23 protein-coding genes and 2 pseudogenes are annotated in these 24,177 nt (G+C 60.2%); 9 read left to right on the top strand and 16 right to left on the bottom strand.

The window, feature by feature from the left end:
• Positions 1 to 29: 29 nt before the first annotated feature.
• The gene (locus tag ACYZTU_RS05955) at positions 30 to 932 is read right to left on the bottom strand and encodes a DMT family transporter (RefSeq protein WP_461968693.1); all 903 of its coding nucleotides are present in this window, start codon (positions 930 to 932) and stop codon (positions 30 to 32) included.
• A gap of 137 nt (positions 933 to 1,069) precedes the next feature.
• Between ACYZTU_RS05955 and ACYZTU_RS05950 the strand changes: the two genes are divergently transcribed.
• The gene (locus tag ACYZTU_RS05950; RefSeq protein ID WP_461968691.1) at positions 1,070 to 1,945 is read left to right on the top strand and encodes a helix-turn-helix domain-containing protein; all 876 of its coding nucleotides are present in this window, start codon (positions 1,070 to 1,072) and stop codon (positions 1,943 to 1,945) included.
• A gap of 46 nt (positions 1,946 to 1,991) precedes the next feature.
• Here the strand turns inward: ACYZTU_RS05950 and ACYZTU_RS05945 are convergent.
• The 4 genes and pseudogenes from ACYZTU_RS05945 to ACYZTU_RS05930 all read right to left on the bottom strand — a co-directional run.
• Positions 1,992 to 2,768 (bottom strand): annotated as a pseudogene (locus tag ACYZTU_RS05945) (TonB-dependent siderophore receptor); the annotation flags it as partial.
• Between the two features lie 64 nt (positions 2,769 to 2,832).
• Positions 2,833 to 3,159: a DUF3325 domain-containing protein gene (locus tag ACYZTU_RS05940; RefSeq protein WP_461968689.1), complete on the bottom strand. Its 327-nt coding sequence runs from the start codon at positions 3,157 to 3,159 to the stop codon at positions 2,833 to 2,835.
• Positions 3,160 to 4,740, bottom strand: coding sequence for a PepSY-associated TM helix domain-containing protein (locus ACYZTU_RS05935; protein WP_461968688.1), 1,581 nt, complete (start codon positions 4,738 to 4,740; stop codon positions 3,160 to 3,162).
• Positions 4,737 to 5,042 carry a DUF3649 domain-containing protein gene (locus ACYZTU_RS05930; protein ID WP_461968686.1) on the bottom strand — a complete coding sequence of 102 codons (306 nt, stop codon included), beginning with the start codon at positions 5,040 to 5,042 and terminating at the stop codon, positions 4,737 to 4,739. The genes ACYZTU_RS05935 and ACYZTU_RS05930 overlap by 4 nt, the downstream gene beginning before the upstream one ends.
• A 177-nt stretch (positions 5,043 to 5,219) precedes the next feature.
• On the opposite strand from ACYZTU_RS05930, the gene ACYZTU_RS05925 reads away from it, so the two are divergent.
• From ACYZTU_RS05925 to fecA, 3 genes are all read left to right on the top strand, one after another.
• Entirely contained in the window at positions 5,220 to 5,708 is a 489-nt protein-coding gene (locus ACYZTU_RS05925) for a sigma-70 family RNA polymerase sigma factor (RefSeq protein ID WP_461968684.1), read from the top strand.
• A gap of 8 nt (positions 5,709 to 5,716) precedes the next feature.
• Positions 5,717 to 6,655 carry a FecR domain-containing protein gene (locus tag ACYZTU_RS05920; RefSeq protein ID WP_461970973.1) on the top strand — a complete coding sequence of 313 codons (939 nt, stop codon included), beginning with the start codon at positions 5,717 to 5,719 and terminating at the stop codon, positions 6,653 to 6,655.
• 89 nt (positions 6,656 to 6,744) lie between these two features.
• Positions 6,745 to 9,078, top strand: a complete 2,334-nt coding sequence (gene fecA / locus ACYZTU_RS05915; protein ID WP_461968682.1) for a TonB-dependent Fe(3+) dicitrate receptor FecA — start codon at positions 6,745 to 6,747, stop codon at positions 9,076 to 9,078.
• A gap of 119 nt (positions 9,079 to 9,197) precedes the next feature.
• On the opposite strand, the gene ACYZTU_RS05910 is transcribed toward fecA, so the two are convergent.
• Both ACYZTU_RS05910 and ACYZTU_RS05905 read right to left on the bottom strand, forming a co-directional pair.
• Positions 9,198 to 9,605: an HPF/RaiA family ribosome-associated protein gene (locus ACYZTU_RS05910; RefSeq protein WP_054049780.1), complete on the bottom strand. Its 408-nt coding sequence runs from the start codon at positions 9,603 to 9,605 to the stop codon at positions 9,198 to 9,200.
• A 213-nt stretch (positions 9,606 to 9,818) separates the two neighbouring features.
• Complete coding sequence (locus tag ACYZTU_RS05905; RefSeq protein WP_140684258.1) at positions 9,819 to 10,766, bottom strand: LysR substrate-binding domain-containing protein; 948 nt, start codon at positions 10,764 to 10,766, stop codon at positions 9,819 to 9,821.
• Positions 10,767 to 10,901: 135 nt separating this feature from the next.
• Here ACYZTU_RS05905 and ACYZTU_RS05900 point away from each other — a divergent pair, with 135 nt between their 5' ends.
• Together ACYZTU_RS05900 and ACYZTU_RS05895 are read left to right on the top strand one after the other, a co-directional pair.
• The gene (locus tag ACYZTU_RS05900) at positions 10,902 to 12,278 is read left to right on the top strand and encodes an L-serine ammonia-lyase (RefSeq protein ID WP_461968680.1); all 1,377 of its coding nucleotides are present in this window, start codon (positions 10,902 to 10,904) and stop codon (positions 12,276 to 12,278) included.
• Positions 12,279 to 12,341: 63 nt separating this feature from the next.
• Positions 12,342 to 13,643: a serine/threonine transporter gene (locus tag ACYZTU_RS05895; protein ID WP_461968679.1), complete on the top strand. Its 1,302-nt coding sequence runs from the start codon at positions 12,342 to 12,344 to the stop codon at positions 13,641 to 13,643.
• Here the strand turns inward: ACYZTU_RS05895 and ACYZTU_RS05890 are convergent.
• The gene (locus tag ACYZTU_RS05890) at positions 13,625 to 13,837 is read right to left on the bottom strand and encodes a hypothetical protein (RefSeq protein ID WP_461968677.1); all 213 of its coding nucleotides are present in this window, start codon (positions 13,835 to 13,837) and stop codon (positions 13,625 to 13,627) included. The genes ACYZTU_RS05895 and ACYZTU_RS05890 overlap by 19 nt on opposite strands.
• A 23-nt stretch (positions 13,838 to 13,860) precedes the next feature.
• Here ACYZTU_RS05890 and ACYZTU_RS05885 point away from each other — a divergent pair, with 23 nt between their 5' ends.
• A complete protein-coding gene (locus ACYZTU_RS05885; protein ID WP_461968675.1) occupies positions 13,861 to 14,178 on the top strand; it encodes a DUF3509 domain-containing protein in 318 nt (105 codons plus the stop codon).
• On the opposite strand, the gene ACYZTU_RS05880 is transcribed toward ACYZTU_RS05885, so the two are convergent.
• Positions 14,175 to 14,675, bottom strand: coding sequence for a phosphate-starvation-inducible protein PsiE (locus ACYZTU_RS05880; RefSeq protein ID WP_461968673.1), 501 nt, complete (start codon positions 14,673 to 14,675; stop codon positions 14,175 to 14,177). The genes ACYZTU_RS05885 and ACYZTU_RS05880 overlap by 4 nt on opposite strands.
• Positions 14,676 to 14,965: 290 nt before the next feature.
• Here ACYZTU_RS05880 and ACYZTU_RS05875 point away from each other — a divergent pair.
• Positions 14,966 to 15,220 (top strand): annotated as a pseudogene (locus ACYZTU_RS05875) (YebG family protein); the annotation flags it as partial.
• A gap of 141 nt (positions 15,221 to 15,361) precedes the next feature.
• Here ACYZTU_RS05875 and ACYZTU_RS05870 read toward each other — a convergent pair.
• The 4 genes from ACYZTU_RS05870 to ACYZTU_RS05855 form a co-directional block, all read right to left on the bottom strand.
• Positions 15,362 to 16,471, bottom strand: coding sequence for a dihydrolipoamide acetyltransferase family protein (locus tag ACYZTU_RS05870; protein ID WP_461968672.1), 1,110 nt, complete (start codon positions 16,469 to 16,471; stop codon positions 15,362 to 15,364).
• Between the two features lie 28 nt (positions 16,472 to 16,499).
• Complete coding sequence (locus tag ACYZTU_RS05865) at positions 16,500 to 17,489, bottom strand: alpha-ketoacid dehydrogenase subunit beta (protein WP_461968670.1); 990 nt, start codon at positions 17,487 to 17,489, stop codon at positions 16,500 to 16,502.
• Positions 17,482 to 18,576, bottom strand: coding sequence for a pyruvate dehydrogenase (acetyl-transferring) E1 component subunit alpha (pdhA, locus tag ACYZTU_RS05860; protein ID WP_461968668.1), 1,095 nt, complete (start codon positions 18,574 to 18,576; stop codon positions 17,482 to 17,484). Before pdhA ends, ACYZTU_RS05865 begins: the two co-directional genes overlap by 8 nt.
• A 99-nt stretch (positions 18,577 to 18,675) precedes the next feature.
• Entirely contained in the window at positions 18,676 to 19,695 is a 1,020-nt protein-coding gene (locus ACYZTU_RS05855; protein ID WP_461968666.1) for a Glu/Leu/Phe/Val dehydrogenase family protein, read from the bottom strand.
• 183 nt (positions 19,696 to 19,878) lie between these two features.
• On the opposite strand from ACYZTU_RS05855, the gene ACYZTU_RS05850 reads away from it, so the two are divergent.
• Complete coding sequence (locus ACYZTU_RS05850; RefSeq protein ID WP_461968664.1) at positions 19,879 to 20,682, top strand: SirB1 family protein; 804 nt, start codon at positions 19,879 to 19,881, stop codon at positions 20,680 to 20,682.
• A gap of 107 nt (positions 20,683 to 20,789) precedes the next feature.
• On the opposite strand, the gene maiA is transcribed toward ACYZTU_RS05850, so the two are convergent.
• From maiA to hmgA, 3 genes are read right to left on the bottom strand one after another with little or no spacing between them, the layout of a single operon-like run.
• A complete protein-coding gene (gene maiA, locus ACYZTU_RS05845) occupies positions 20,790 to 21,425 on the bottom strand; it encodes a maleylacetoacetate isomerase (protein ID WP_461968662.1) in 636 nt (211 codons plus the stop codon).
• Between the two features lie 12 nt (positions 21,426 to 21,437).
• Entirely contained in the window at positions 21,438 to 22,742 is a 1,305-nt protein-coding gene (fahA, locus tag ACYZTU_RS05840; RefSeq protein WP_461968660.1) for a fumarylacetoacetase, read from the bottom strand.
• Between the two features lie 3 nt (positions 22,743 to 22,745).
• Positions 22,746 to 24,050: a homogentisate 1,2-dioxygenase gene (gene hmgA, locus ACYZTU_RS05835; RefSeq protein WP_461968658.1), complete on the bottom strand. Its 1,305-nt coding sequence runs from the start codon at positions 24,048 to 24,050 to the stop codon at positions 22,746 to 22,748.
• Positions 24,051 to 24,177 lie beyond the last annotated feature (127 nt).

Raw genomic sequence — 24,177 nt, 5'->3', positions numbered from 1 at the left:
AGAGTACCGCGCTCGAGCTTCAAAAAATGTCAGGCCAAGTTGCCAGTCCGCTTCAACACACGCGCCTTGGCTTTGCGGAATACCAGCACGTTGCCCAGCATTACCAACACCAACCCCACCAATGCCGGCGCGGTCCATTGATAGCCTTCGGCAAATGCCGACACATTTAGCGCCACGACGGGGAACAGTACGGTGCAATAGGCTGCGCGTTCCGGCCCCATCCGCCCGACCAAGGTCAGGTAGGCAGTGAAACCGATCACCGAACCCGGAATCACCAGGTACAGCAGCGAGCCGATGTAGCGTGCGTTCCATTCCATGTCGAAAGGAATGCCTTTGACCAGGCACCACACCGACAACATCGCCGCGCCATAAGTCATACCCCAGGCGTTGGTGGTCAGGGGTTTGAGACCGGCCTTCTGTTGCAGGCTCGAAAGCATGTTGCCCGCCGAGAAGCACAGCGTCCCGATCAGTGCCAGGCCTAGACCGAGCAAGGTTTCCGGGCTGGCGGTATGACCGGCCAGCTCCGGCCAGAACAACAGGCCAAGTCCGAACAAGCCCAACGCACCGCCCATCAGCACGTTGCGGGCAATTTTCTGACCGAAGAACACCCGCGCATTAAGGGCGTTCCACAACGTGGCGGTGGAAAACACCACGGCGACCAGACCGCTGGGGATCCACTGGCTGGCGGTCAGGAAGCACATGAAGTTGATGCAGAACAGGCACAGCCCCTGCAGCAGGCAGATCAGATGCCCCCGACGGTTCATCACTTGCAGACGACGACTCAGCAGCAGCATGACGAACAGCACCAATGCCGCGAGGCCGAAGCGATAGACGATCGACACCGGAATCGCCACCACGCCCAGTTGCCATTTCAAGGCAATCCAGGTGGTGCCCCAGATCAGCACGGTCAGCAAATACAACGACAGGTTCATGGCAAAGGCTCCTCAATAGAGGCTCAGTGTCCCGCCCCAAGCCTCGCCGCACTTGCATAAACTTGCGCTTTTGTCAGGCCGGGGCTGGCACGTGAACGTCCACGGAGTAGGATGCAAGGCGTTGGAGAGAACCGATCATGCCCGCACTGGAATCACTGCAAGTCTTTCAAGCCCTCAACTGCTCGCCCAATGCTCGTCTGGAGCACAGCGCCGAACTCGGTGACGGCATGGCTGCAGCCTTGTGGAGCAATCATCACGATGCTCAGGACTACGAAGCGCCGAGCCATCACACCCTGTCCTGCTACATCGCCGGCGGCACCGGGACCTTTCGCCGCGACCAGCCCGGCACCAAGGGCGGCCCCGACAAGCTGTGCATCCTGCCCGCTGAGCATCAGTCAGCCTGGGTGATCAACGGCGACATTCGCCTGGCCCACGTTTATTTCAGCCCCGAACAGTTCGCCCTCGGCTGCGTCACCCTGCTGGACCGCGAACCTCGCGAACTGCAACTGCGCGAAGCCACCTTTCTCGACGACCCGGCACAAGCCCGGCGCTTTCGGCAAATGCTCACACTCAACTGGGACGAACCCGGTGAACGACTGCTCACCAGCAGCCTCGCCCACGAAATGCTCAGCCACGTCTTGCTCGGTCAGGTCGGCATGCGCGAGGGGTTGCGGCTCAAGGGTGGACTGGCGGCGCATCAGCGGCGGCAGTTGGTGGAATTCATCGACACTCAGTTGGCCGAGGCCATCAGCCTGGGGCAATTGGCGGCGTTGTGTGCCATGTCGGAATACCATTTTGCGCGGATGTTCAGAGAAAGCTTTGGCTTGCCGCCGTATCAGTATGTGTTGGCTCGCAGACTGAGCCGGGCGCGGGAGTTGTTGCGTTCGACGTCGCAGCCGTTGGGGGAGATTGCATTGGCGTGCGGGTTTGCCAGTGCGAGTCATTTCACCAATCGGTTTCGTCAGGCAATGGGTGGAACGCCCGGCGAGTATCGGCAGGCGTTTTTGCGGTAACCCGAAAGTAGTTGGTGCTCGCGATTAACGATGACGCGGTCTGCCGTTAGAACTCCAATGTGCTCGAAAGCGACACCTGCCGCGAATCGCCCATCGACACAAAGAACCGGCTCGCCGCCGAGGTGTAGTAGGTGCGATCAAACAGGTTCTTCACGTTGAGCTGGAACTTGACCTTCTGCCCTTCGACCTTGGTGTCATAGGTGGCGAATGCATCGGCCACGGTGTAGCGCGGCAAGTCGAAATCGTTCACGGCGTTACCCGCTCGCTCACCGACATACCGCGCCCCCGCGCCGACCCGCAGCTGATCGTCACCGACGAGGGTGCTGAAGTCGTAGACCGCCGACAGCGAGCCACTATTCTTCGCTACGTTTTGCAGTTTTTTGCCTTTGTAGGTCGGGTCTTCAGTGACTTCGGCGTCGGTGTAGGCATAGCTGCCGATCATGCTCCAGCGATCACTCAGCTGACCGGTCAAGTCCACTTCCAGCCCACGGGAACGCACTTCGCCGGCGGCGCTGTAAATCGTCACCGGACCTTCGGAGTTGGACACCAGCACGTTGCGTTTTTTGATGTCGAACAGCGCGACGTTACCCGTGACGCGACCCGGCATGTCGAGCTTGGCACCGACTTCCCAGGACTTGGCTTCTTCCGGCGCGATGCTGCCGTCAAGCACGGTGCTGCTGCCGCTCAACGGCGCAATGGTCGAGTTGGGTTTGAACGACTCGGTGTAGCTGCCGTAGAACGACAGTTCATCGGTGTAGCGATACACCAGACCGGCGCGAGGCACCCATTTCTGGCCGTTGCTGTCGGTGTTGGCCTGGAACGGGAAATGCGCACGCGCACCGCGATGTTCATCGTCATGGGATCCCGGAGGGCTGGTGATCATCAGCTCAGACCTTTGCAAACATGGCAACGGGGCTGGCGAGCAGGCTCAAACCCGCCAACACCAGGGCCAGGCGCGGGCGATACGGCATCAACAGCACCAGCACCAGAGCGCTGAGCATCAACACCGCAAACCACTCCACCAACCCAAGTCCCCACCCCGTCGACGACACCGCAGCCCACAACGACAACGCCAGCAACAGCCAGCCACTGAGTTTCATCCCTTGGCGGCGGCGGGCCGAGGGCTTGCGCCCCAGCAGTTCGGCGTGATGCCGATTCATGGATAAACAGAGCGCGGTGAAACCGCCGTAGCACAGCAGCAAGGCCAGGAACATTCAGTGCGCCTCTCGCTCAAGCGATATCGATTTCGCCCGCGGTCGGGTGACGATTCCAGCCAGCCCCGAGCGCTGCATTTTCCACGCCGCCCAAGCGAAAAACAGGCCACTGCCCAGGCATGCCAGATCGAAACCGGCCATGGCCCAATCGCCCTGCGCCAGCGTGACACCCAAGTGATAAGGCGTGGTCAGCGCGTTCAGCAACGGCACCGCACAGAACAGCAACGCCGCCAGCGCCAACTGTTCGACCCACGCGGTGCGACCACGGCGGACCATGGCATGCAACACACTCGAGCCCCAGACGATGAAGAAGCAGTTCACTTCCCAATCTGCCCGCCCGGCCATCTCGACCGGCAACAATCGATTGGCCCAGAAGAACGCCGCCACCGCGACCATCAACCCCGACATGCCGGCGATGTTCAGCACTTCCACCAGCCGCAACTCGAACGGCATCACACCGCTCTTTGCATGTTTGAGCTGACGCTTGCCGAGCCAGACCACCAGCCCGGTACCGATCATCGCCGTGCCCGCCAAACCACAAATGAAGTACAGCCAGCGCAACACAGGACCGGCGAAATGGCCCATGTGCAAGCCGTAGAAACTGCCGGCAATGGCCATCGGCAAGGATTGTTGCACCGTGACGCCAAGCAATTGCCCGGTTACCCCGTTGAACGTCACCGCGCTGCCAAAGTCGTGGACTACGCGGTCGGCGCCGTCACGCGCAAGGACGACCGAGGCATTCGCATCGCCCGGATTGTTGACCGTCAGCCGCCCGGCTCGCCCGCCCGACCACTGCTCGCGGGCCCGTTCCAGCAGCGGTGCCAACGGCGCCAACTGGCCCGGTTCACCGGCAAGTTCGGGGGTACTGGAAACAGGAAACACTTCATCGTAAAAGGTATCGCTGTCACTGCCATAAGAGGCAACGATGCTCGCGGGCATCACCATCGACATAAAAATCACCAGGCTGCTGTAAGTGATCATCAGGTGAAACGGCAACACCAGCACACCCACCGCGTTGTGCCCGTCGAGCCAGGAGCGCTGGCCTTTTCGCGGGCGGAAGGTGAAGAAGTCCTTGAAGATTTTCTTGTGGGTGATGATCCCGCTGATCAGCGCGACGAACATCACCATCGCTGCGAGGGTCGACAGCCAGCGACCCCACGGATAGGGCATCTGCAACTGAAAGTGGAAGCGGTAAAAGAACTCGCCACCGCGTGTGTCCCGGCCCTGCACTTGCGCGCCAGTTTGCGGGTCGAGGAGTTTTTCTGTGAATTGACCCCGCGTGCCGGGCTTGGCCGGTGCTTGCTGCCACCGCACCGACAGCGCGGGTTCGCGAGCGTCAGGCAAATCGATGAGCCATCGCGAGGCACCGGCGGCGTGCTGCTGAAGATAATGCTGGGCCAGGGTCAGACTCGTTTCGGAGGACACTGCACGTGCGGGAATTTCCGGCTGCATCCAGTGGCTGATCTCATCCTTGAAATAGGCGAGTGTGCCGGTCAGGAAAATCGCGAACAGCAGCCAGCCGAAGATCAGCCCGGCCCAGGTGTGCAGCCAGGCCATGGCCTGACGAAAGCCCTCTTTCATGAGAGATCCATCCAGTACGCCAACCCCGACACCGCCGCCAACACCACGCTTGGCACGATCAATCCGAACCAGGCTTGCCACGCACTGCGACAGGCAAAGCACCAGAGTACGGCGACCAGATAGACCAGAAACGATGTCATCATCCCAGTGACCACCGCTTCGGCGCGGGCCATCGGCAACCATGAGCTCAGGCTGACACTGGCCAGCGCTGCGACGATATAGCCGCCCAACACCGCGGCCAGCACTCGAGAAGTGACGGCCAATCGATAAGAAATGGGGAGCGTGGTGATTTTGCCTTTCATGTTTCGACCTTGAAACCGGGTGAAGCCGCGTGAAGGTCACGGGGCCAGCATGCGCGCAATATTAATGATAAATATTCTCATATGCAAAACAGATCCGATTGCCGGGGCCGCTACCCACCCCTACAATGCGAACAATTCTTGTTCTCTAACGTATCCGTTTGTGTCGGAGTGGTTCTATTGCAGCCCGCCAATCCCGTCGAAGTCCTCTATCACGCCCATCACAACTGGCTCACCGGTTGGTTGCGGCGCAAGCTCGACTGCCCGGACAGCGCCGCGGATTTGGCCCAGGACACCTTCATGCGGGTGCTGACTGCACGGGAAACACCGCAAATCATCGAGCCGCGAGCCTTCCTGACGACGATCGCCAAGCGCGTGCTGTTCAACCATTACCGCCGTCAGGATCTGGAACGCGCCTACGCCGAAGCACTGGCGCAAATGCCTGAGGTGTACGCGCCGTCCGAGGAAGAACAGGCAATCATCCTGCAAACCCTGATGGAGCTGGACCAATTGCTGGACGGTTTGCCGCGACTGGTCAAACACGCCTTTCTGCTGGCGCAGGTCGATGGCCTGACTTATCCACAGATTGCCGCCGAACTGGAGATTTCCATCGCCACGGTCAAACGTCATCTGAACAAAGCGGCCATGCGCTGCTACTTCGCCCTATGAGCAACTCAATAAACTCTCCACCGGACTTTTCATCCCAAGTCGCCGAACAGGCTGTGCATTGGTTGATGGAAATGCAGCAAGGGCCATTGACCCCACGCCAGCAACTCGCCTGGCAGCGATGGCACGATGCGCACAGTGAGCATCAACGGGCCTGGGAACATATCCAGCGGGTCAATCAACGCTTGCGTGGTTTGACATCGCCGCTGGCTCACGCCGCCCTCAACTCGCCGAAGTCCGCCAGCCGTCGTCAGGCGCTGAAGCTGCTGCTGATTCTCGGTGCCGGTTGCGCAGTCACTTGGGGGATGCGCGAGCACAACCCATTGACCCCGTTATTGGCCGATTACCGCAGCCCGGTCGGCCAGAGACGCAAGGTGCCGCTCGGTGATGGCAATCAGTTACAGCTCAATACCGCCAGCTCCGTGGATGTGCGCGTTGAAGGTCAACAAAGGCTGATCCGCTTGCTCGAAGGCGAGATGTTGCTCACTGCCGCCCAAGCGTTTCAGGTTCGTACCGCCCAAGGTCTGTTGAAGACTCAAGGCGCGCGTATGAACGTGCGGCAGTTTTCCGATCACACCCAGGTTGCGGTGTTCGAAGGCAGCGTTGAATTGACGCCCGACGGTCGTTCACCGCTGATACTGCAAAGCGCCCGACAGTTGAGCTTTGGCGCAAAAGGCATCGCAAACGCTGTGCCGCTGGACGTCAACAGCGGCGCCTGGGCCGATGGCATGCTGGTAGCCGCGCACATGCGCCTCGGAGATTTCCTCGACGAACTCGGTCGCTATCGCCGCGGGCAACTCAATTGCGATGCGAAGGTTGCGGATTTGCTGATCTCCGGGACGTACCCACTGGATGACAGCGAACGGATTCTTGACCTGCTGGAAATCAGCTTGCCGGTGAAAGTGAAGCGGTTTACCCGGTATTGGGTGACGGTTGAGGCACGTGCGTAACGATCGTCTAAATAAATGAGCCGTTTTTCAGATCTGGCGTGACAGAGAAGGAAAGCCACCTTGATTCCACCTTCTCAGGATCGTCGTCCATGCAACCCACCCGCCTCACCCCGCTGGCCCGCACCTTGCGCCAACTCTTGCTGGGCGCCAGCCTGAGTTTCTGCGTGCTGCCGCTCGGACTCGCCGCCGATGCCAAGCCGTACCACATCGCACCGTCCTCGCTGGAAAACGCCCTCAACCAGTTCGGCCGTGAAGCCGGCGTGTTGATTACCTTTGGTTCGCAAATCACCAGCGGAGTGCAGAGTCGTGGCCTGGAAGGCAACTACACCCCTTCGCAGGGTTTGAACGCTTTACTCGAAGGCTCCGGCCTGCAAGCTCGCGCCGAGGGCGACAATGCCTTCAGCCTGCAATCGGTGGGCGATACCGCGCTGGAGCTGGACACCTCGAAAGTAGTCGGCGACTGGCTCGGCGATGCGGCGCCAATCAACGTCTTCGAGCATCCCGGCGCGCGTGATGTGATCCGCCGCGAAGAGTTCGAGCGCCAGGGCGCGACTCAGGCCAAGGACGTGCTCAACCGCATCCCCGGTGTGAATGCGCCGGACAACAACGGCACCGGCAGCCACGACATGGCGCTGAACTTCGGCATTCGTGGGCTCAATCCGCGGCTGGCCTCACGCTCGACGGTATTGATGGATGGTATCCCGGTGCCCTTCGCACCTTATGGTCAGCCGCAGTTGTCGTTTGCACCGATCAGCATGGGCAACATGGACGCGGTGGACGTGGTGCGTGGCGGCGGTGCAGTACGTTACGGACCGCAAAACGTCGGCGGCGTGGTCAACTTCGTTACCCGGGCGATTCCCGATGAGCCGACGGTCAAGGGTGGTTTTCAGACCGAAACCAGCCCTTCCTCCAGCCACGACGGGTTCAAGACCACTGCCAACCTGCTGGCCGGCGGTACTGCCGAGAACGGTCTGGGCGGTGCGCTGTTGTATTCCGGCACGCGCGGTGGCGACTGGCGAGAACACAGCGATACCGAAATCGACGACCTGATCCTCAAGGGTAAATACCAGCTCGACGACGCCAACAGCTTCAACGCGATGGCCCAGTATTACGAAGGCAAGGCCGACATGCCCGGCGGCCTGAACGTCGCCGATTACGACGCTGACCCTTACCAGTCGACGCGTCCGAAAGACCAGTTCTGGGGCCGTCGGACGATGTTCAACGTCGGTTATCGCTATCAGGAAGATCGCCGGGAATTCACCGCCAACACTTTCTTCACCAAGACGTTGCGCAGCGGCTATCTGGATCAGGGCACGTTCCTCTCGCTGTCGCCTCGCGAGTATTGGGTGCGCGGTCTGGAAACCCGTTTCGCCCAGGGCTTCGATGTCGGCGCGACCAGCCATGAAGTCGGTGTCGGCTATCGCTACATCAACGAAGCCGGCCACGAATTGCGCTATCGCACTCCGATCGCCAGCAACGAATACCCGACCACCGACAGCCGCAACGACCGCGACACCCGTGGCGGCACCGAGGCCAATGCGTTCTTCGTCGACGACCGGATCGACATCGGCAAGTGGACCTTCACTCCGGGCATCCGCTACGAGATGATCGAATCGCAGCAAACCAACAACCTGACGAACGTGAAGTACAAGGGCGACTACAACACGGCACTGCCGGCGTTGAACGTGCTCTATCACGTGACCGACACCTGGAACCTCTACGCCAATACCGAAGGCTCGTTCGGCAGCGTGCAATACAGCCAGATGCCAAATCGAGTGACCAGTGGTGAAGTCAAACCGGAGAAGGCGCGTACCTGGGAGCTGGGCACCCGTTACGACAACGGTGCATTGCGGGCAGAGATCGGCGCGTTCCTGATCAATTTCGACAACCAGTACGAAAGCAACCAGACCAACGACTCGGTGATCGCCCGTGGCGAGACTCGCCATCAAGGTATCGAAACCAGCGTCAACTATGCCCTCGATGATTTGAGCCCTTCATTGGCCGGTTTCGATGTTTATGCCACTTACGCCTATGTGGACGCGACCATCCGCGAAGACGGGCCGAACAAGGGCAATCGCGTGCCGTTCTCCTCGAAACATAAAGGCACGATTGGCGTGGGTTACACCGAAGGCGCGTGGAAGCTCAACTTGGACAGCAGCTATCAGAGCGACCAGTTTGCCGACAACGCCAACACCTCAGCTGAAAGTGCTGATGGCAGCACCGGCAAGATTCCTGGGTACATGCTGTTCAGCAGCCGCGCGGCGTATGACTTCGGGCCGAAGTTATCGGACTTGAATGTAGCGGTGGGGGTGAAGAACGTCTTCAACCATCAGTACTTTACCCGCTCGTTTGATGACAACAACAGGGGTAAGTATGTGGGGGAACCGCGGACGGTTTATGTGCAGACGTCGGTAGCGTTCTAATCCTGGCGCTGATCGTTCCCACGCTGCATGGGAACGATCAGTAACGATCAGCCCAAACGAGAACGGGCCTGCATAAGCAGACCCGTTTGTCAGTGGAAAGGTAAAAAATTAATCAGGCTTCAACCGTTTTGCGCAGCCTGTTCGTTTTCGAGAAACTCGTCTTCCAGCAACGCATCGGCAGCGACTCTCTCGAATGGCACCACCGCGGCACGTGGTTTGCCCCGCAGTTTGCCAAACAGGTGCTCAAGCGCATGTTCAAGTTTTTCGGCCGCACCGTCGATCGCTTGCTCCAGGGTATCGGCTTTATGGGTGACAGAAATCGGTTGGTGGCCTTTTGGCCGCGCTTCCAGCTGACAGCGCATGTCATGGGGACCGGGCTTGTCGCCGTTCTCGTCCCGCAGATGAACCTCGACGCGTGTCAGGTCTTCTTCATAACGTTCTAGCGTGCTCTCAATGGTAGTACGTACCCACTCCTCCAGTCGGATGCTGCTTTGAATATGGTTATCGCTGTTGACTTGGATTTGCATAGTTCATCCCTTATTTCAGCTAGCTAGCGAGAGGCACTTCGGCTGGCCCTTGGGCGTCATCACCGTGACCTCTTACTTACACAATCGGTCTGCTCGCAGAACAATTCAACCCCTAAAAAAAGATAATTTTCGATTCGCAAAAAAAGCCGGACAAGGAGCAAAAGCGCTGTTAAGGTCGGGAGTTGGGTCGCATCGCTTCTTTGTCATAATTGCTCACATCTGCCGCTCCGCCAGTGGGTGCAGACTCCGAAAAATCCCCGCTTCCTCTACCAGCCAGTCATGCACCGCGCGCACGCCCGGATGGCTCAGCGCACCCGGCGCATAAAGCAGCACGTAACGCTTGTGATTGGGCACCGCCAGGCCAAACGGCACGATCAACGTCCCCCGCTCCAGCTCATCGTTCAGCAACGTTCGCCGCGCAATCGCTACACCCATCCCGGCAATCGCCGCTTCAATGGTCAGGTGATTGCGATTGAAGGTATGCCCGCGCCGCACGTCGGCGCCTTCGAAGCCAATGGCATTGAGGTAGAACTCCCATTCCGCGTACTCGTAACTGCCGCGCCAGGCGGTGATGTCGTGCAGCAACGGGAAATGCATCAGATCCGCCGGGCCATGCAGCGGCGGTCGGCCGCGCAACAGGCTCGGGGCACACACCGGGAAAATCTGTTCGTCGAGCAAGGTGGTGGATAAAAGTCCGGGATAACTGCCGTCATTCAGATCGATGGCCAAATCGAAGTCGCCTTCGTGCAATGGCACGCTGCTGTCCTCGGCCACCAGGCGCAATTGAATGTCCGGAAAGCGCTGCTGCAACCGCGGTAGACGCGGCGTCAGCCACTTGCTCAGGAACGACGGAATCGAGCGCAGCCGTAATATCCCGCTGATCATCCCAGCATCCAGTCGTCGCAATTCCGCGTCGATGCTGCCGTAAGCCTCGTTGACCGTGATGGCCAGTCGCTGGCCTTCGGCACTCAACTCCACACCCCGAGCGCGACGATGGAACAGTCGAAAGCCCAGCCGTTCTTCCAGTTGGCGGATTTGCTGACTGACCGCACCCGGCGTGATATGCAGCTCTTCGGCGCATCGAGTGAACGACAAGTGCCGCGCGGCACAGGAAAACACGTGCAGCCAGACGTAAGTCTGGGCATGCAATTGACGACTCATCGTTTAGTCCTGCTAAAGGCTTTCTTAGGAAGTTTCGTTGGTCACGTAGGACCGAGGTAGGCAGTATCGCCGACATTGCGCTTGTCCTACAAAAATGGCAGCGATTTCTCCTCCATTGCTTGTATAGGCTTTAGCATGGCTATCAGTGTTTTCGATCTCTTCAAAGTCGGCATCGGTCCGTCCAGTTCCCATACCGTAGGCCCGATGCGCGCCGCGGCGACCTTTGCCCAGGCACTAATTGACCAGCAATTGCTGGATGCCGTACGTCGGGTGGAAATCCGCCTGTACGGTTCCCTTTCCGCCACCGGCGTCGGCCACGCCACCGATCGCGCCTGCGTCATGGGCCTGATGGGCGAGTGGCCGGACAGCATCGATCCCACGTCCATCGACAGTCGTATCCAGACCCTGCGGGAAACCGGCGAACTGTACCTGGCTGGCAAAACCACCATTGCCTTCAACTGGCAGAGTGATCTTCTGCTACTCGACGAGAGCTTGCCCTACCACCCCAATGCGATGTCCCTGACAGCCTTTGGCGATACCGGTGAGTTGTCAGAGCAAACGTACTACTCGATCGGCGGCGGTTTCATCATCGAAGCGGCCGAAGCCGAGTCCGGCATCGCGCCAACCAGCGATGTGGTGCTGCCGTACGACTTCTCCAGCGCCGCCGAATTACTCAAGCTCTGCAACCAGCACGGCCTGCGCGTTTCCGAGTTGATGATGGCGAATGAATTGGCCTGGCGCAGCGAAGCCGAAATCCGCCAGGGCCTGCTGCACATCTGGTCGGTGATGCGCGAGTGCGTCGAACAAGGGTTGCGCCACGAAGGCATCCTGCCCGGCGGTCTGAATGTTCCGCGCCGCGCCGCGAAATTGCACCGCAGCCTGTTGGAAATCGGCAAGCCGAATGTCATCACCTCCACGCTGTCTGCTATGGAGTGGGTGAATCTGTTCGCCCTCGCCGTGAACGAAGAAAACGCAGCGGGTGGACGCATGGTGACGGCGCCGACCAACGGCGCCGCAGGGATCATTCCGGCGGTGCTGCACTACTACATGAAATTTAACCCGGACGCGTCGGACGATGACGTTGTCGCATTCTTTTTGGGCGCGGCGGCCGTAGGAATTCTCTGTAAGAAAAACGCTTCCATCTCCGGTGCCGAAGTCGGTTGCCAAGGAGAGGTCGGTTCCGCCTGCGCGATGGCCGCCGCCGGGCTGGCCGACATCCTCGGCGCCACACCGGAACAACTGGAAAACGCCGCCGAAATCGGCCTGGAACACAACCTCGGCCTGACCTGCGACCCGGTCGGCGGGCTGGTGCAAGTGCCGTGCATCGAGCGCAACGCAATCGCCGCCGTGAAAGCGATCAATGCCACGCAAATGGCCCTGCGCGGCGATGGCAAGCACTTCATTTCCCTGGACCGGGTGATCCGCACCATGCGCGATACCGGCGCCGACATGCATGACAAATACAAAGAGACTTCACGGGGCGGCCTGGCGGTGAGCTGGGTGGAGTGCTGAGGAGCATTCCTTGACCGTCCGCAACACGTGAGCCCGAGCAAGAATAATAACGAGGCCAAAACGATGACCGATGTACGTACACCTGCAGCCGATAATCCTGCTGTAGACCTCAAACGCGACACCGCAACAGCCACCAGGAGCTGGAGCAAACACGACACCACCTGGATGCTTGGCCTCTACGGCACAGCGATTGGCGCCGGCACGCTGTTCCTGCCGATCAACGCCGGGGTCGGTGGTTTCTGGCCCTTACTGATTCTGGCGGTGCTGGCGTTTCCGATGACGTTCTTCGCCCACCGCGGCCTGACCCGCTTCGTGTTGTCCGGGCGTTCCGGGGACATCACCGAAGTGGTGGAAGAACACTTCGGCATCGGCGCCGGCAAGCTGATCACGCTGCTGTATTTCTTCGCGATCTTCCCGATTCTGCTGGTGTACAGCGTGGCGCTGACCAACACCTTGAGCAGCTTCATGGAGCATCAATTGCACATTGCCCCGCCACCGCGGGCGATTCTGTCGCTGGGCTTGATCCTCGGCCTGATGGCGATCGTGCGTTGCGGCCAGGGCGTTATCGTCAAATGCATGAGCGTGCTGGTTTACCCGTTCGTCGCGGCGTTGCTGCTGCTCGGTTTCAGCCTGATCCCGAACTGGAACGGCGCGTTCTTCGCCACCGCCAGTGAAGGCATGCCGCTGCCGTTGTTCTTCAAAACGCTGTGGCTGGCGATCCCGGTGATGGTGTTCTCGTTCAACCATTCGCCGATCATTTCCGCTTTCTCCGTGGATCAGAAACAACGCTATGGCGAACAAGCCGAACGCAAAAGCAGCGGCATCCTAGCCATCGCCCACGCGATGATGGTGGTGACGGTGATGTTCTTCTGCTTCAGCTGCGTGCTGGCCCTGTCCCCGGCTGATTTGGCGGCGGCGAAGGCGCAGAACATCTCGATCCTGTCGTACCTGGCCAACCACTTCCAGACCCCGGTCATCGCTTACGCCGCGCCGTTGATTGCGCTGGTGGCGATCACCAAATCCTTCCTCGGCCATTACATCGGTGCCAGCGAAGGCTTTCATGGCCTGATCGTGAAAAGCCTGCGCGGCCGTGGCCGGGTGATGTCGGCGAGCTGGCTGAACCGCGTGACCGCGATGTTCATGATCCTTAGTTGCTCGGCCGTAGCGACCTTCAACCCGAGCATCCTCGGCATGATCGAAACCCTTGGCGGGCCGATCATCGCGTGCCTGTTGTTCCTGATGCCGATGTACGCCATCCGCCGGGTGCCAGCCTTGCGCCAGTACTCGGGTCAGGCCTCGAACGTGTTCGTGGTGCTGATCGGTTTGATTGCACTGTCTGCGATCATCTATTCATTCCTGCCCTGAATCGGGCAGGAAAAAAGAAGGCGGGCCTCGGTGCCCGCCTCTTTCTTGCCGTGTCTATTGTTCGACCATTTTTCCGGCATGCACCTTGCTACGTCACTGCTGAGGCAAAAAGGATTTTTCAACATCTCAGCGAACGGCTTGCCGATGGTCTGGTACTGCGAACCAACCCGATAACGGCCGGTCAACAACTGCACGTTCAATCAGGCGGTGACGCATCATGGACAACCCTTTTCAGCTCATTACCGATGCCTTTGCACCGGATTATCAGATCAACCTGAGCATTCAGGGTCTGGATGGCCGCATCATGCTGACCCTCTCCAACAGCGGCCGCGTGGTCGCCAAACGGATGATCAGCGCCGAACAACGCAACGACCCCCTGCGCCTCAAACGCCTGGTGCAAAGCATCCAATTCGGCATCGCCATCGAACAGGGCCACAGCGCCGTGGCCATCCTCGAAGCCATGACTGACGGCGACAATCACACCCTGCCGCCGCCACACATCAAGGGCCACAGCCGGCCAGCCATAAGGCTTTAAATCTCGCCCTTCTCGACGTCGGGATGCTCACCGGAGCCCGCGCCAACCTTGCGTTGCGGGTGCGCGATCTTCACCGAAGGGAATTGCGACGAGGCGTAGCGCACCACTAGAATCGCAAACGCCAGCAGCAGAATCCCGCCACACAGGTAGATGATCCCAACATCCGGCGGATTGTGGTGCGAGACGTTGGAGATCAGCAACCGCGTCAGCGCGGTGATGGCCACGTAGATCAGGAAGCGCACCGGCATGTGATTGGTCTTGAAGTAAATCCCGACCATCGCCCCCAGTTCCAGGTAGATGAACAGCAGCAAGATGTCATCGATCTTGATGTGTCCCTCCTCGATCATCTGCAAAAACTCCATCACCGCCGCCCACGCGGTGACTGCACCGATGGCGAACAGCGCCAGATAGTGGAAGGTCTCGACGAACAGGTTGCCCAGGGACTCGGCCAGTTGGTGCACGTTCTGCCGCAGGTTCTCGGCCCAGTTGATTTTCACGATGATTCTTCCTTAGCTCGGTTCGAGCGGATGATGCGGGTTTGACGTGACGGTTGTTCTGCATGCAGAAAAAAGGCCAGGGGCGCCTGCCACATGATGGCGAGATGCTCTAAAACACGCTCCGTGGCGTTTGGTCGCACCCGGTAGGGCTGATCGGCCTGACAAACCCTGAATTCGGTCTACATTAAAAAGCCACTACCCAAAGCGCAGGGATTCGCTTATCCTTTTCGCTGTATATAAATACAGTGGTCGAATAAGACAACTTAATGTGAAGGCATGTGAGGTGGTGAATGGCCGTCGAAGTGGTATACCGCAGCAGCCGAGATCTGGAGCGCTTGTTCATGGATAAAGCCGAAGCTGACCGTCATGACAAAATGCTCGAACTGGCCGAGTTGCTGGCTGAAGTGTTGCAAAAAGCCGTTCCGTCCCTGACTGAACAGCAAGTGGAAGAAGCCGGGATCTACATGGCGAAGAATCGCGATGTGTTCGCCAAGGCGTTCAAGAGCCAGCCGGACGCTTTGTCCGAATTGCTCAATGCGCCTGCTGAAGTCGCTGAACCTGTTGAAGTGGCGGACACTGAGCTGACCAAGCCAGCTAAAGCCCCCAAGGCTGCCAAGTAAGCAACACCCGAATTGAATAGGCCCTGAGTCAAATGACTCAGGGCCTTTTTCATGTCTGCGAATAACCTATGCGTCGGGTTGTTCCAGCGCCTCGACCAGCGCCTTGAAGAAACGCGCCGCCTCGCCGCCCGTCACCACGCGATGATCGAAAGTCAGGGACAGCGGCAGGACCGGATGCACCACCACAATGCCGTCGACCGCCACTGGTTCGTCACGAATGGCGCCAGCGGCGAGGATTGCCACTTGCGGCGGCACCACTACCGGGTTGGCGTAGCGGCCGAACAAGGTGCCGAAATTCGACAACGTCAGGGTCGCCCCCATCATTTCCTTGGGCGGAATTGATCGCGCCTGCACATCGGCTCTTAATCGCATGACGCCTTCCTTCAAGTCAGCCGAGGAGCGATGACCGACATCGCGCAGCACTGGCACAAACAGGCCGTCCGGGGTGTCCACGGCGATGCCCAGATCGAGCCGTTCGTGCTGTTTGAGCGACAGGCTTTTGCTGTCGAAGGCGCTGTTGAGCACCGGTTCCACGGCGCACGCTGCCGCCATCGCCTTGGCGAGACGAATCAGCGGTTCGCGTGCCTGGCCCCAGCGATGCAGATCGGCATCCCCGAAAATCGTCACCGGCACGACTTCGGCATGGGACCGGGCCATGTTCAGCGCCATGCTGCGCCGCACACCGCGCAACCGTTCGCCGCCGAAGCGCTCGCGCTCAGTGTGAGCCGCGTTTTCCACATCCGTGCGGGTGATCAGCCCCTCGTGGCCGGAGCCCGTCAACCCGCTCAACTCCACGCCGAGTTGCAGAGCCAGTTGCCGCACGGCCGGCGTGGCGCGAGTCGCCAGGTGCTCTCGGGTCGAGGGGGCAGCCCCGATGAAAAACGAGTCGTCCTGACTGCTGCCGCCACCTTCGAGTCGCCCCACTACGGTGCCGGCGTCTGCTTCGCCTTCGTAACCGAGCAGCGGTTCACCGACGTGAATAATGTCGCCTTCGCCGCCATAAAGTTTTGCCACCACACCGTCATACGGTGCGGGGATATCCACCAGCGCCTTGGCGGTTTCTACCGACACCAGCAGTTGATCGGCCTTGACCGTATCGCCAACGTTGACGTGCCAGCGAACGATTTCCGCCTCCTGCAAACCTTCGCCCAGATCCGGCAGTTTGAAATATTTCATCGCGGCCTCCTTGGGTTCAGGCGTCTTTTTAGAGGTAGTGCAGCAGTACGTTGTCGCAGGCCAGCAAAATGTCTTCGACGTTGGGCATATAGAGCGACTCCAGTCGATACAGCGGCGGCGGGATATCCGGCGCGGTAACTCGCTGGATCGGTGCCTGCAAGTCCAGCAACACCCGTTCGTAGAGACTCGCGGCAATTTCTGCACCGACGCCACAGGAGCGCGGTGCCTCGTGGACGATCACGCAGCGACCGGTCTTGCGCACCGAGGCTTCCAAGGTGTCGAGGTCCAGCGGCTTGATAGTCGCGACATCGATCACTTCCGCCGAGACGCCCCGTTCGGCCAATGCGGTGGCGGCTTGCAGGGTTTCCATTACACAGGCGCCCCAGCTGATCAGCGTGATGTCACTGCCTTCGCGCAGGGTGAAACAGCTGTCCAGCGGCAGGCGCTTGCCATCGTCCAACAGCGGTTGCGGGTTCATGCGATAGAGCCGGGTCGGTTCGAGAAACACCACCGGGTCAGGGTCATCAATGGCCGCCAGCAACAAGCCATAGGCCCGGGCCGGCGATGACGGAATTACCACCCGCAGACCTGGAATGTGCGCGAACAATGCTTCAGTGCTTTCGCTGTGATGTTCTGGTGCGCGAATCCCTGCGCCCATAGGCGTGCGCATGACCATCGGGCAAGTGATCCGCCCGCGAGTGCGATTACGCATGCGACTGGCGTGGGACACCAGGTGCTCCATGGCCGCGTAGATGAAGCCCATGAACTGGATTTCCACCACCGGTTTCAGGCCCTGCGCAGCCATGCCGACCACCAGTCCGCCGAGCATGGTTTCGGCCAGCGGCGAGTCAATAACCCGCTTGAAGCCGAAGCTGTCGCGCAGCCCTTGAGTCGCGCGAAACACGCCGCCGTTCACCCCGACGTCTTCACCGAGGACGATGACGTTTTCATCTTCGCTCATGGCCCGATGCAGCGCCAGATTCACCGCTTCCAGCAACGTGACTTTGCCGTTACTCATGGCTCGAATCTCCCGCGCGACGCGCCGCCCTTTCGAGCAACTCTTCACGCTGGCTGGTGAGAGACTCCGGCCATTGGGCGTAGACGTGATCCATGACCGATTCGGGCGCCTGAGTCCCCGCCGCTTCGAAGTTATCCACAGCACGCTGCACCAAGCCTTGGCATTCGCTGATCAGCGCCTGCTCCCGGCCTTCGTCCCACACGCCCTGCCCGACCATGAAACGTTGCAGGCGTTTGACCGGTTCTTCGAGCCAGGCCTGCTTGACCTCGTCCGCCGGCCGGTAGCGCGTGGCATCGTCGGCGGTGGTGTGGTCGCCGAGGCGATAGCTCAGGCATTCCAGCAACACCGGGCCTTTACCGTGGCGTGCCCGTTCGAGGGCTGCGTGTACTCGGTCGTAAACTGCGAGCATGTCATTGCCGTCGACTTGCTCGCCGTGGAACCCGGCACCGATCGCTTTCTGTGCCAGCGTCGGGGCGCCGCACTGAATCCGTCGTGGCACCGAAATCGCCCATTGGTTGTTGTTGACCACGAACACCACCGGCAACTGCCAGGCGCCGGCGACGTTGAGGGCTTCGAGGAAATCGCCTTTGCTGGTGGCGCCGTCGCCACAGGTGGTGACGGCGACCCGATGTTCGCCGCGGATTTTAAAGGCGCTGGCAACGCCGCAAGCATGCAAGGCCTGGGTGGCAATCGGCACACAGATCGGGAAGTCCTGGGCCGCCGCCGGTTCGGCAAAGTCGCTGCCGCGCTCGTCGCCACCCCAGTACAGGAGGATTTCTTCCATGCGCACCCCGCGCATCAACTGCACGGCGGTGTCACGGTAATACGGCACCAGCACGTCTTCGGCGTGCATCACGCTGCCGACGGCGACGCCAATGGCTTCCTGGCCCAACGTCGGCGCATAAGTGCCAATGCGCCCGGTGCGTTGCAGGGTGACGGCTTTCTGATCAAAAAGGCGGGTCAGGACCATCTGCCGATAAAGGCGCGTCAGCACATTGAAATCGTCGGCCCAGGCAGGAAGTTCGCCGAGCAATTGGCCGTCAGGGGATAAAAATCGGGTGTAAGGCAGCTCAACCTTGTGAAGCATCCCAGGCTCCCGGCACGCCTCATCAGCGTGCGTCAGTCAAGCCTGACGCTTGTGGCACCAGGCCTTGGGAGCAAGTCTGCCGGATAGGCCCTCACTCCTTCATCGATACAACACTTTCTCCGCCAATTCGTCTGCCACTCGGGCCGGCGAGCGTTTTTCCGCCTGAGCATGGGCGAAGACTTCGGTCAGCCGCGAGCTGATTTTCGACAGGTGTGCGGTGATGGTCGTGAGCTCTTCGCCGCGATGTTTGAGCGAAACGTAGATCAGCCCGCCGGAATTGATCACGTAATCCGGTGCATACAGAATGCCCCGCCGCTCCAGTTGATCGGCGACTTCCAGATGGGTCAATTGGTTGTTCGCCGAACCGGCCACCGCTGCACAGCGCAGTTGCGTCACGCTGTGGCTGTTGAGCACGCCGCCCAAACCGCAGGGCGCGAGGATGTCGCAGGGCGTGCTGAGCAGCGCGTCATTGGCAATCGGGTGAGCGCCGAGCTGCTCCATTGCCAGCTGCACCTTGCCGTGATCGATGTCACTGACCAGCAGTTCGGCTCCGGCGGCGTGCAGCTGTTCGGCGAGGGCATAGCCGACGTTGCCGAGCCCTTGAATCGCCACGCGCAGGCCTTCGAGGTTATCGCTGCCCAGACGGGCCATAGCGGTGGCACGAATGCCAGTGAACACCCCCATCGCCGCGTGCGGCGCAGGGTCGCCCGCCGAGGTGGTGCTGGTGACGTATTGGGTCTGTTGGGCGATGCAATCCATGTCCGCCACGGAGGTGCCACTGTCGATGGCGGTGATGTAGCGGCCGTCAAGCTGATTGATGCAGCGCCCGAACGCTTCGAACAGTGCGCCGCGGTTCTCCACATGAATCGGGCGAACAATCACCGCAACGCCGCCGCCCTGAGCCAGCCCGGCCAGCGCCGCCTTGTAACTCATGCCTTGAGCAAGGCGTACCGCGTCCTCGACGGCGGACTCGTCGCTGGGATAGGCAAGGTAACGACACCCGCCCAAGGCAGGCCCCAGACGGCTGTTATGGATGGCAATCACCGCCTTCAGCCCGGTGACCGGGTCGACGCTCAGATGCAGCGATTCAAGGCGAGTGCTTTGCATGAGAGCGAACATCGCAGGGCTCCCGAATGACGACTTGTAGTCGCCAGTATAGGCCTGCGCCCAAAAATTGCAGAAGCGCACGGGAATAAGCGACGCCGCCATGCTGACTTTCGGACATAACTTAAAAGCGCCTGTGTGCGGCACTGGACGAATGCCCAAGACGGGGCTAAAACGAGGCATTCCCCGGAGATTTTGATGACCCCGCGCCAACGCTTCTTCGACTGCTTGCAACGAACACCGCCCGCGCTATTCGAGGCGGCGCTGTGGGTTGCCGTCGAACACGACAGTGAGGTCAATCCCGAGACGGTGCTGAAAGACTTCAAGGACTTGCAACAGCGCGTCAGCCATGGCTTGCCGATGCTGCCGGTGAGCGAACTGGCGCAGCCGTTGTTACGTCGTATGAATGACCTGGGATTTGCCCAGGACGACTTCACGCCATTGCGTCCACAAATCGCGCTGATCAATCACGTGCTGGAACGCCGGCGTGGGCAGCCACTGAGTCTGGGGTTGATTGCCCTGGAACTGGCCAAAGGTCTGGAGATCCCCATGGTCGGCGTCAACTTCCCCGGGCATTTTCTGCTGCGAGTACCGGGCGCCGATCACCTGCTGGACCCGTGCGGCGGGCGCCGTTTGTACCCCAACGATTGCCGGGAATTACTGCAACGCCAGTACGGCCCGAACATGAAGCTCAGCGCCGAGCATTTGCTCACTGCCGAGCCGGTGCAAATGCTGCAGCGACTGTCGCGCAACCTGCGTCAGTTGCACCTTTCTCACGATGACTACATCGGCGCCCTGATCGACGCCGAACGGGTGCTGGAACTGGGCAACGCCAGTGCCGCCGACTACCTGGCCCGGGCCAGTCTCTATCAACGGCTGGACTGCCCGAACGCTGAGCGCTTTGACCTAGAGCATGCGTTGCTGCTCAGTGACGACCCTATTCAGCGGATTCGGCTGACTGAGCGGTTGGGGCATTTGCCGCCTAACTCCATCGTCCATTAAAAGCAAAAGATCGCAGCCTCGTTTCACTCGACAGCTCCTACAGGAAATCGCGCCCCCAGTAGGAGCTGTCGAGTGAAACGAGGCTGCGATCTTTTGATCTGATGTTTTTAAGGGGTATCTGGCTGGTTCGCCGGATGCGCCTCGATGAACGCCGGATGTGTGGCTGCCAACGACGCCACTCGACGAATCCGCGGATACGCCTCAAGTGAAATGCTGAAGCGCTCGGCTGCGTACAACTGCGGGATCAGGTAAACATCCGCCAGCCCAGGCGTCGGACCAAAGCAATAACCCTCATCGCCGATCAACTGCTCCACCGTCGCCAACCCTTGGCTGATCCAGTGCCCAATCCACTCAACCACCTGCGGCTCATCGTGCCCCAACTGCCGCAGCTTGTTGAGCACGCTGACGTTGTGCAGCGGATGCACATCGCAACCAATCACCGACGCCACGCCACGCTCATGGGCGCGAGCGGCGAGGTCTTTGGACAGCAGCGGCACCTGTGGATAACGTTCCTCCAGGTACTCGATGATCGCCGGCGACTGAATAATTAGCTCACCTTCATCAGTGCGCAAGGCCGGCACCCGGCCTTGCGGGTTAACGGCGAGATACGGCGACTGTCGATGTTCGCCACCTGGCGGCGCGATCAGATTGATCGGCAGCGCCTGGTAATCCAGCCCCTTGAGCGCCAGCGCGATACGCACCCGATAGGACGACGTCGAACGGTAGTAGGTATAGAGTTCCATGACCCGATCCTCTTAGCGCGCCGGCAGCACTTTACCGCGGCATTCACCAAAACCGATGGAGGCAAAACCGTCGCGGCTGCAACGGGCGCGCAGGATGATTTCGTCGCCGTCCTCAAGGAATTTACGCACCTCGCCCGACGCCAGCTCGATCGACTTTTTACCGCCCTCGGTGATTTCCAGCAGGCTGCCGAACTGACCGTTTTGCGGGCCCGACAAAGTGCCTGAACCGAACAGGTCGCCGGCCTGCAACTGGCAGCCGTTGACGCTGTGGTGCGCGACCATTTGTGCCACGGTCCAGTACATGTGTTGGGTGTTGCTCAGGGTCAGGCGATGGGCCGGCAGGTCCTGCTCGCGCATGGTTTCGGTGAGCAACAGCACTTCCAGTTCGATGTCGAAGGCGCCAGCGGCCTGATCGCGCTTGTCGAGCAGGTACGGCAGCGGCTGCGGATCGCCTTCCGGGCGTGCCGGTTGAGCACGACGGAACGGCTCCAGCGCTTCGGCAGTCACCACCCACGGCGAGATGCTGGTGATAAAGCTTTTCGACAGGAACGGCCCCAGCGGCTGGTATTCCCAGGCCTGAATATCCCGCGCCGACCAGTCGTTGAGCAGGCAGAAACCGGCGATGTGATCGGCGGCGTCGCCGATGGCGATCGAGTCGCCCATGTCGTTGCCCTGACCGATCCAGATCCCCAGTTCCAGCTCATAGTCCAGACGTGCGCATGGACCAAACGTCGGCTCGGTCTGACCGGCCGGCAAGGTCTGGCCTTTCGGACGACGAACGTCAGTGCCGGATGGGCGAATGGTCGAGGCACGACCGTGGTAGCCGATCGGCACGTATTTGTAGTTCGGCAGCAGCGGGTTGTCCGGACGGAACAGTTTGCCGACGTTCTGCGCGTGCTCGATGCCGACGTAGAAGTCGGTGTAGTCGTTGATTTTCGCCGGCAGGTGCATCTCGCAATTCGCCGCCAGTGGCAGCAGTTTTGCGCCTTGGGCTTCAATCTTGCCGTGCAGGGTGCTGCCTTCTTTGAACAATTCGAGCAAGCGTTCGCGCAGGGCAACGCGAGCCTCGCGGCCCAGTTCGAAAAACGCATTCAGCAGACCGCCACGGGTGGCCTCGACTGCCGCTTTCGCCGCTCCGTCGAACAAACCCGCGTCCAGTGCTGCTTCGAGGTCAAAGATGTGTTCGCCGATGGCCACGCCGCTACGGGGTGCGGAGCCCTTCACGCTGAACACACCCAGCGGCAGGTTTTGCAGCGGGAAATCGGTATGGCCGTTGGCGGAGGCAACCCAGCTACGAGTGATGGAAGTCTGAGTCATGGGTTATCTCCGGGTCGGGTCGAAAGTGGCGGGCAGCGTGGCCCAGCAAGCATCGTAGTTGTTTTGCAGTTGCGGGCAATCCAGCGCGAAACGGCTCGGGCGCAGCACCTGACTGGTCTCGAACATGAAGGCCATGGTGTTGTCGATTTTCGCTGGTGAAAGCTCGGTGTTGATCGCCTTGGTGCAGGTTTCGCCGTCCGGGCCGTGGGCGCTCATGCAGCTGTGCAAGGACGCACCGCCGGGCACGAAGCCTTCGGCCTTGGCGTCGTACTCGCCCTGGATCAGGCCCATGAATTCGTTCATCAGGTTGCGGTGGAACCACGGTGGACGGAAGGTTTTCTCGGCCACCATCCAGCGTGGCGGGAAGATCACGAAGTCCAGATTGGCCAGACCGTGGACGCTGGTCGGCGAGGTCAGGACGGTGAAGATCGACGGATCCGGGTGATCGAAGCTGACCGTACCGATGGTATTGAAACGACGCAGGTCATATTTGTACGGCACGTTATTGCCGTGCCAGGCGACTACGTTCAGCGGCGAATGATCGAGCTCGCAACCCCACAACTGGCCGAGGAATTTCTGCACCAGCGTGGTCGGTTGTTTAAGGTTTTCGTAATGGGCGACCGGCGTCAGGAAGTCCCGTGCGTTGGCCAGGCCGTTGCTGCCGATCGGCCCCAGGTCCGGCAGGCGCAGGGGCGCGCCGTGGTTTTCGGCGATGTAGCCGCGGGCTTGCGGGTCGAGCAGTTCAACGCGAAATTTCAGACCGCGTGGCAGCACGGCGATTTCCAGCGGCTCCAATTCAAGCACGCCCAATTCGGTGGCGATGCGCAGGCGTCCCAGTTCCGGCACCAGCAACAGTTCGCCGTCAGCGTTGAAAAACACGCGCTCCATGGAGCGGTTGGCACGGTAGCTATAGATGCTGATCCCGGCCGGCTTTTCCGCACCCGAGTTGGCGGCCATGCTCACCAGCCCGTCGATGAAATCGGTGGGTTCGCTCGGAATATCCAGCGGGTTCCAGCGCAGGCGATTGGGGGTCACTTCACCCAACGGGCCGCCAGCCAGTTGCCGATCCAGTTTGACGAACGCCGGGTGATTGGCCGATGGCTGAATCCGGTACATCCAGGTGCGCCGCGCTTCGCTGCGAGCCATGGTGAACGCGGTGCCGGAGAACAGTTCGGTATAGAGACCGTACGGGGCTTTTTGCGGGGAGTTCTGGCCGACGGGCAGTGCACCGGGCAACGCTTCACTGCTGAATTCGTTGCCGAAGCCGGACTGATAAGCCAGCGCTGGCGCCGTTGAATCGAGGTTCATGGAGCCTCCTGAACAGGAAGTAGGCAATGGCCTGTCGCTCCATTCAAGAGGTCTCGGCACGCCCGGGTTATTTTTATCGTAATTAGATTACGCATAACGTAATTTGATTGGTATTGACCGTCAAGCT

Source organism: Pseudomonas sp. HLT2-19-2, from assembly GCF_054898005.1.
This window is presented reverse-complemented; position numbering and strand designations above follow the sequence as displayed.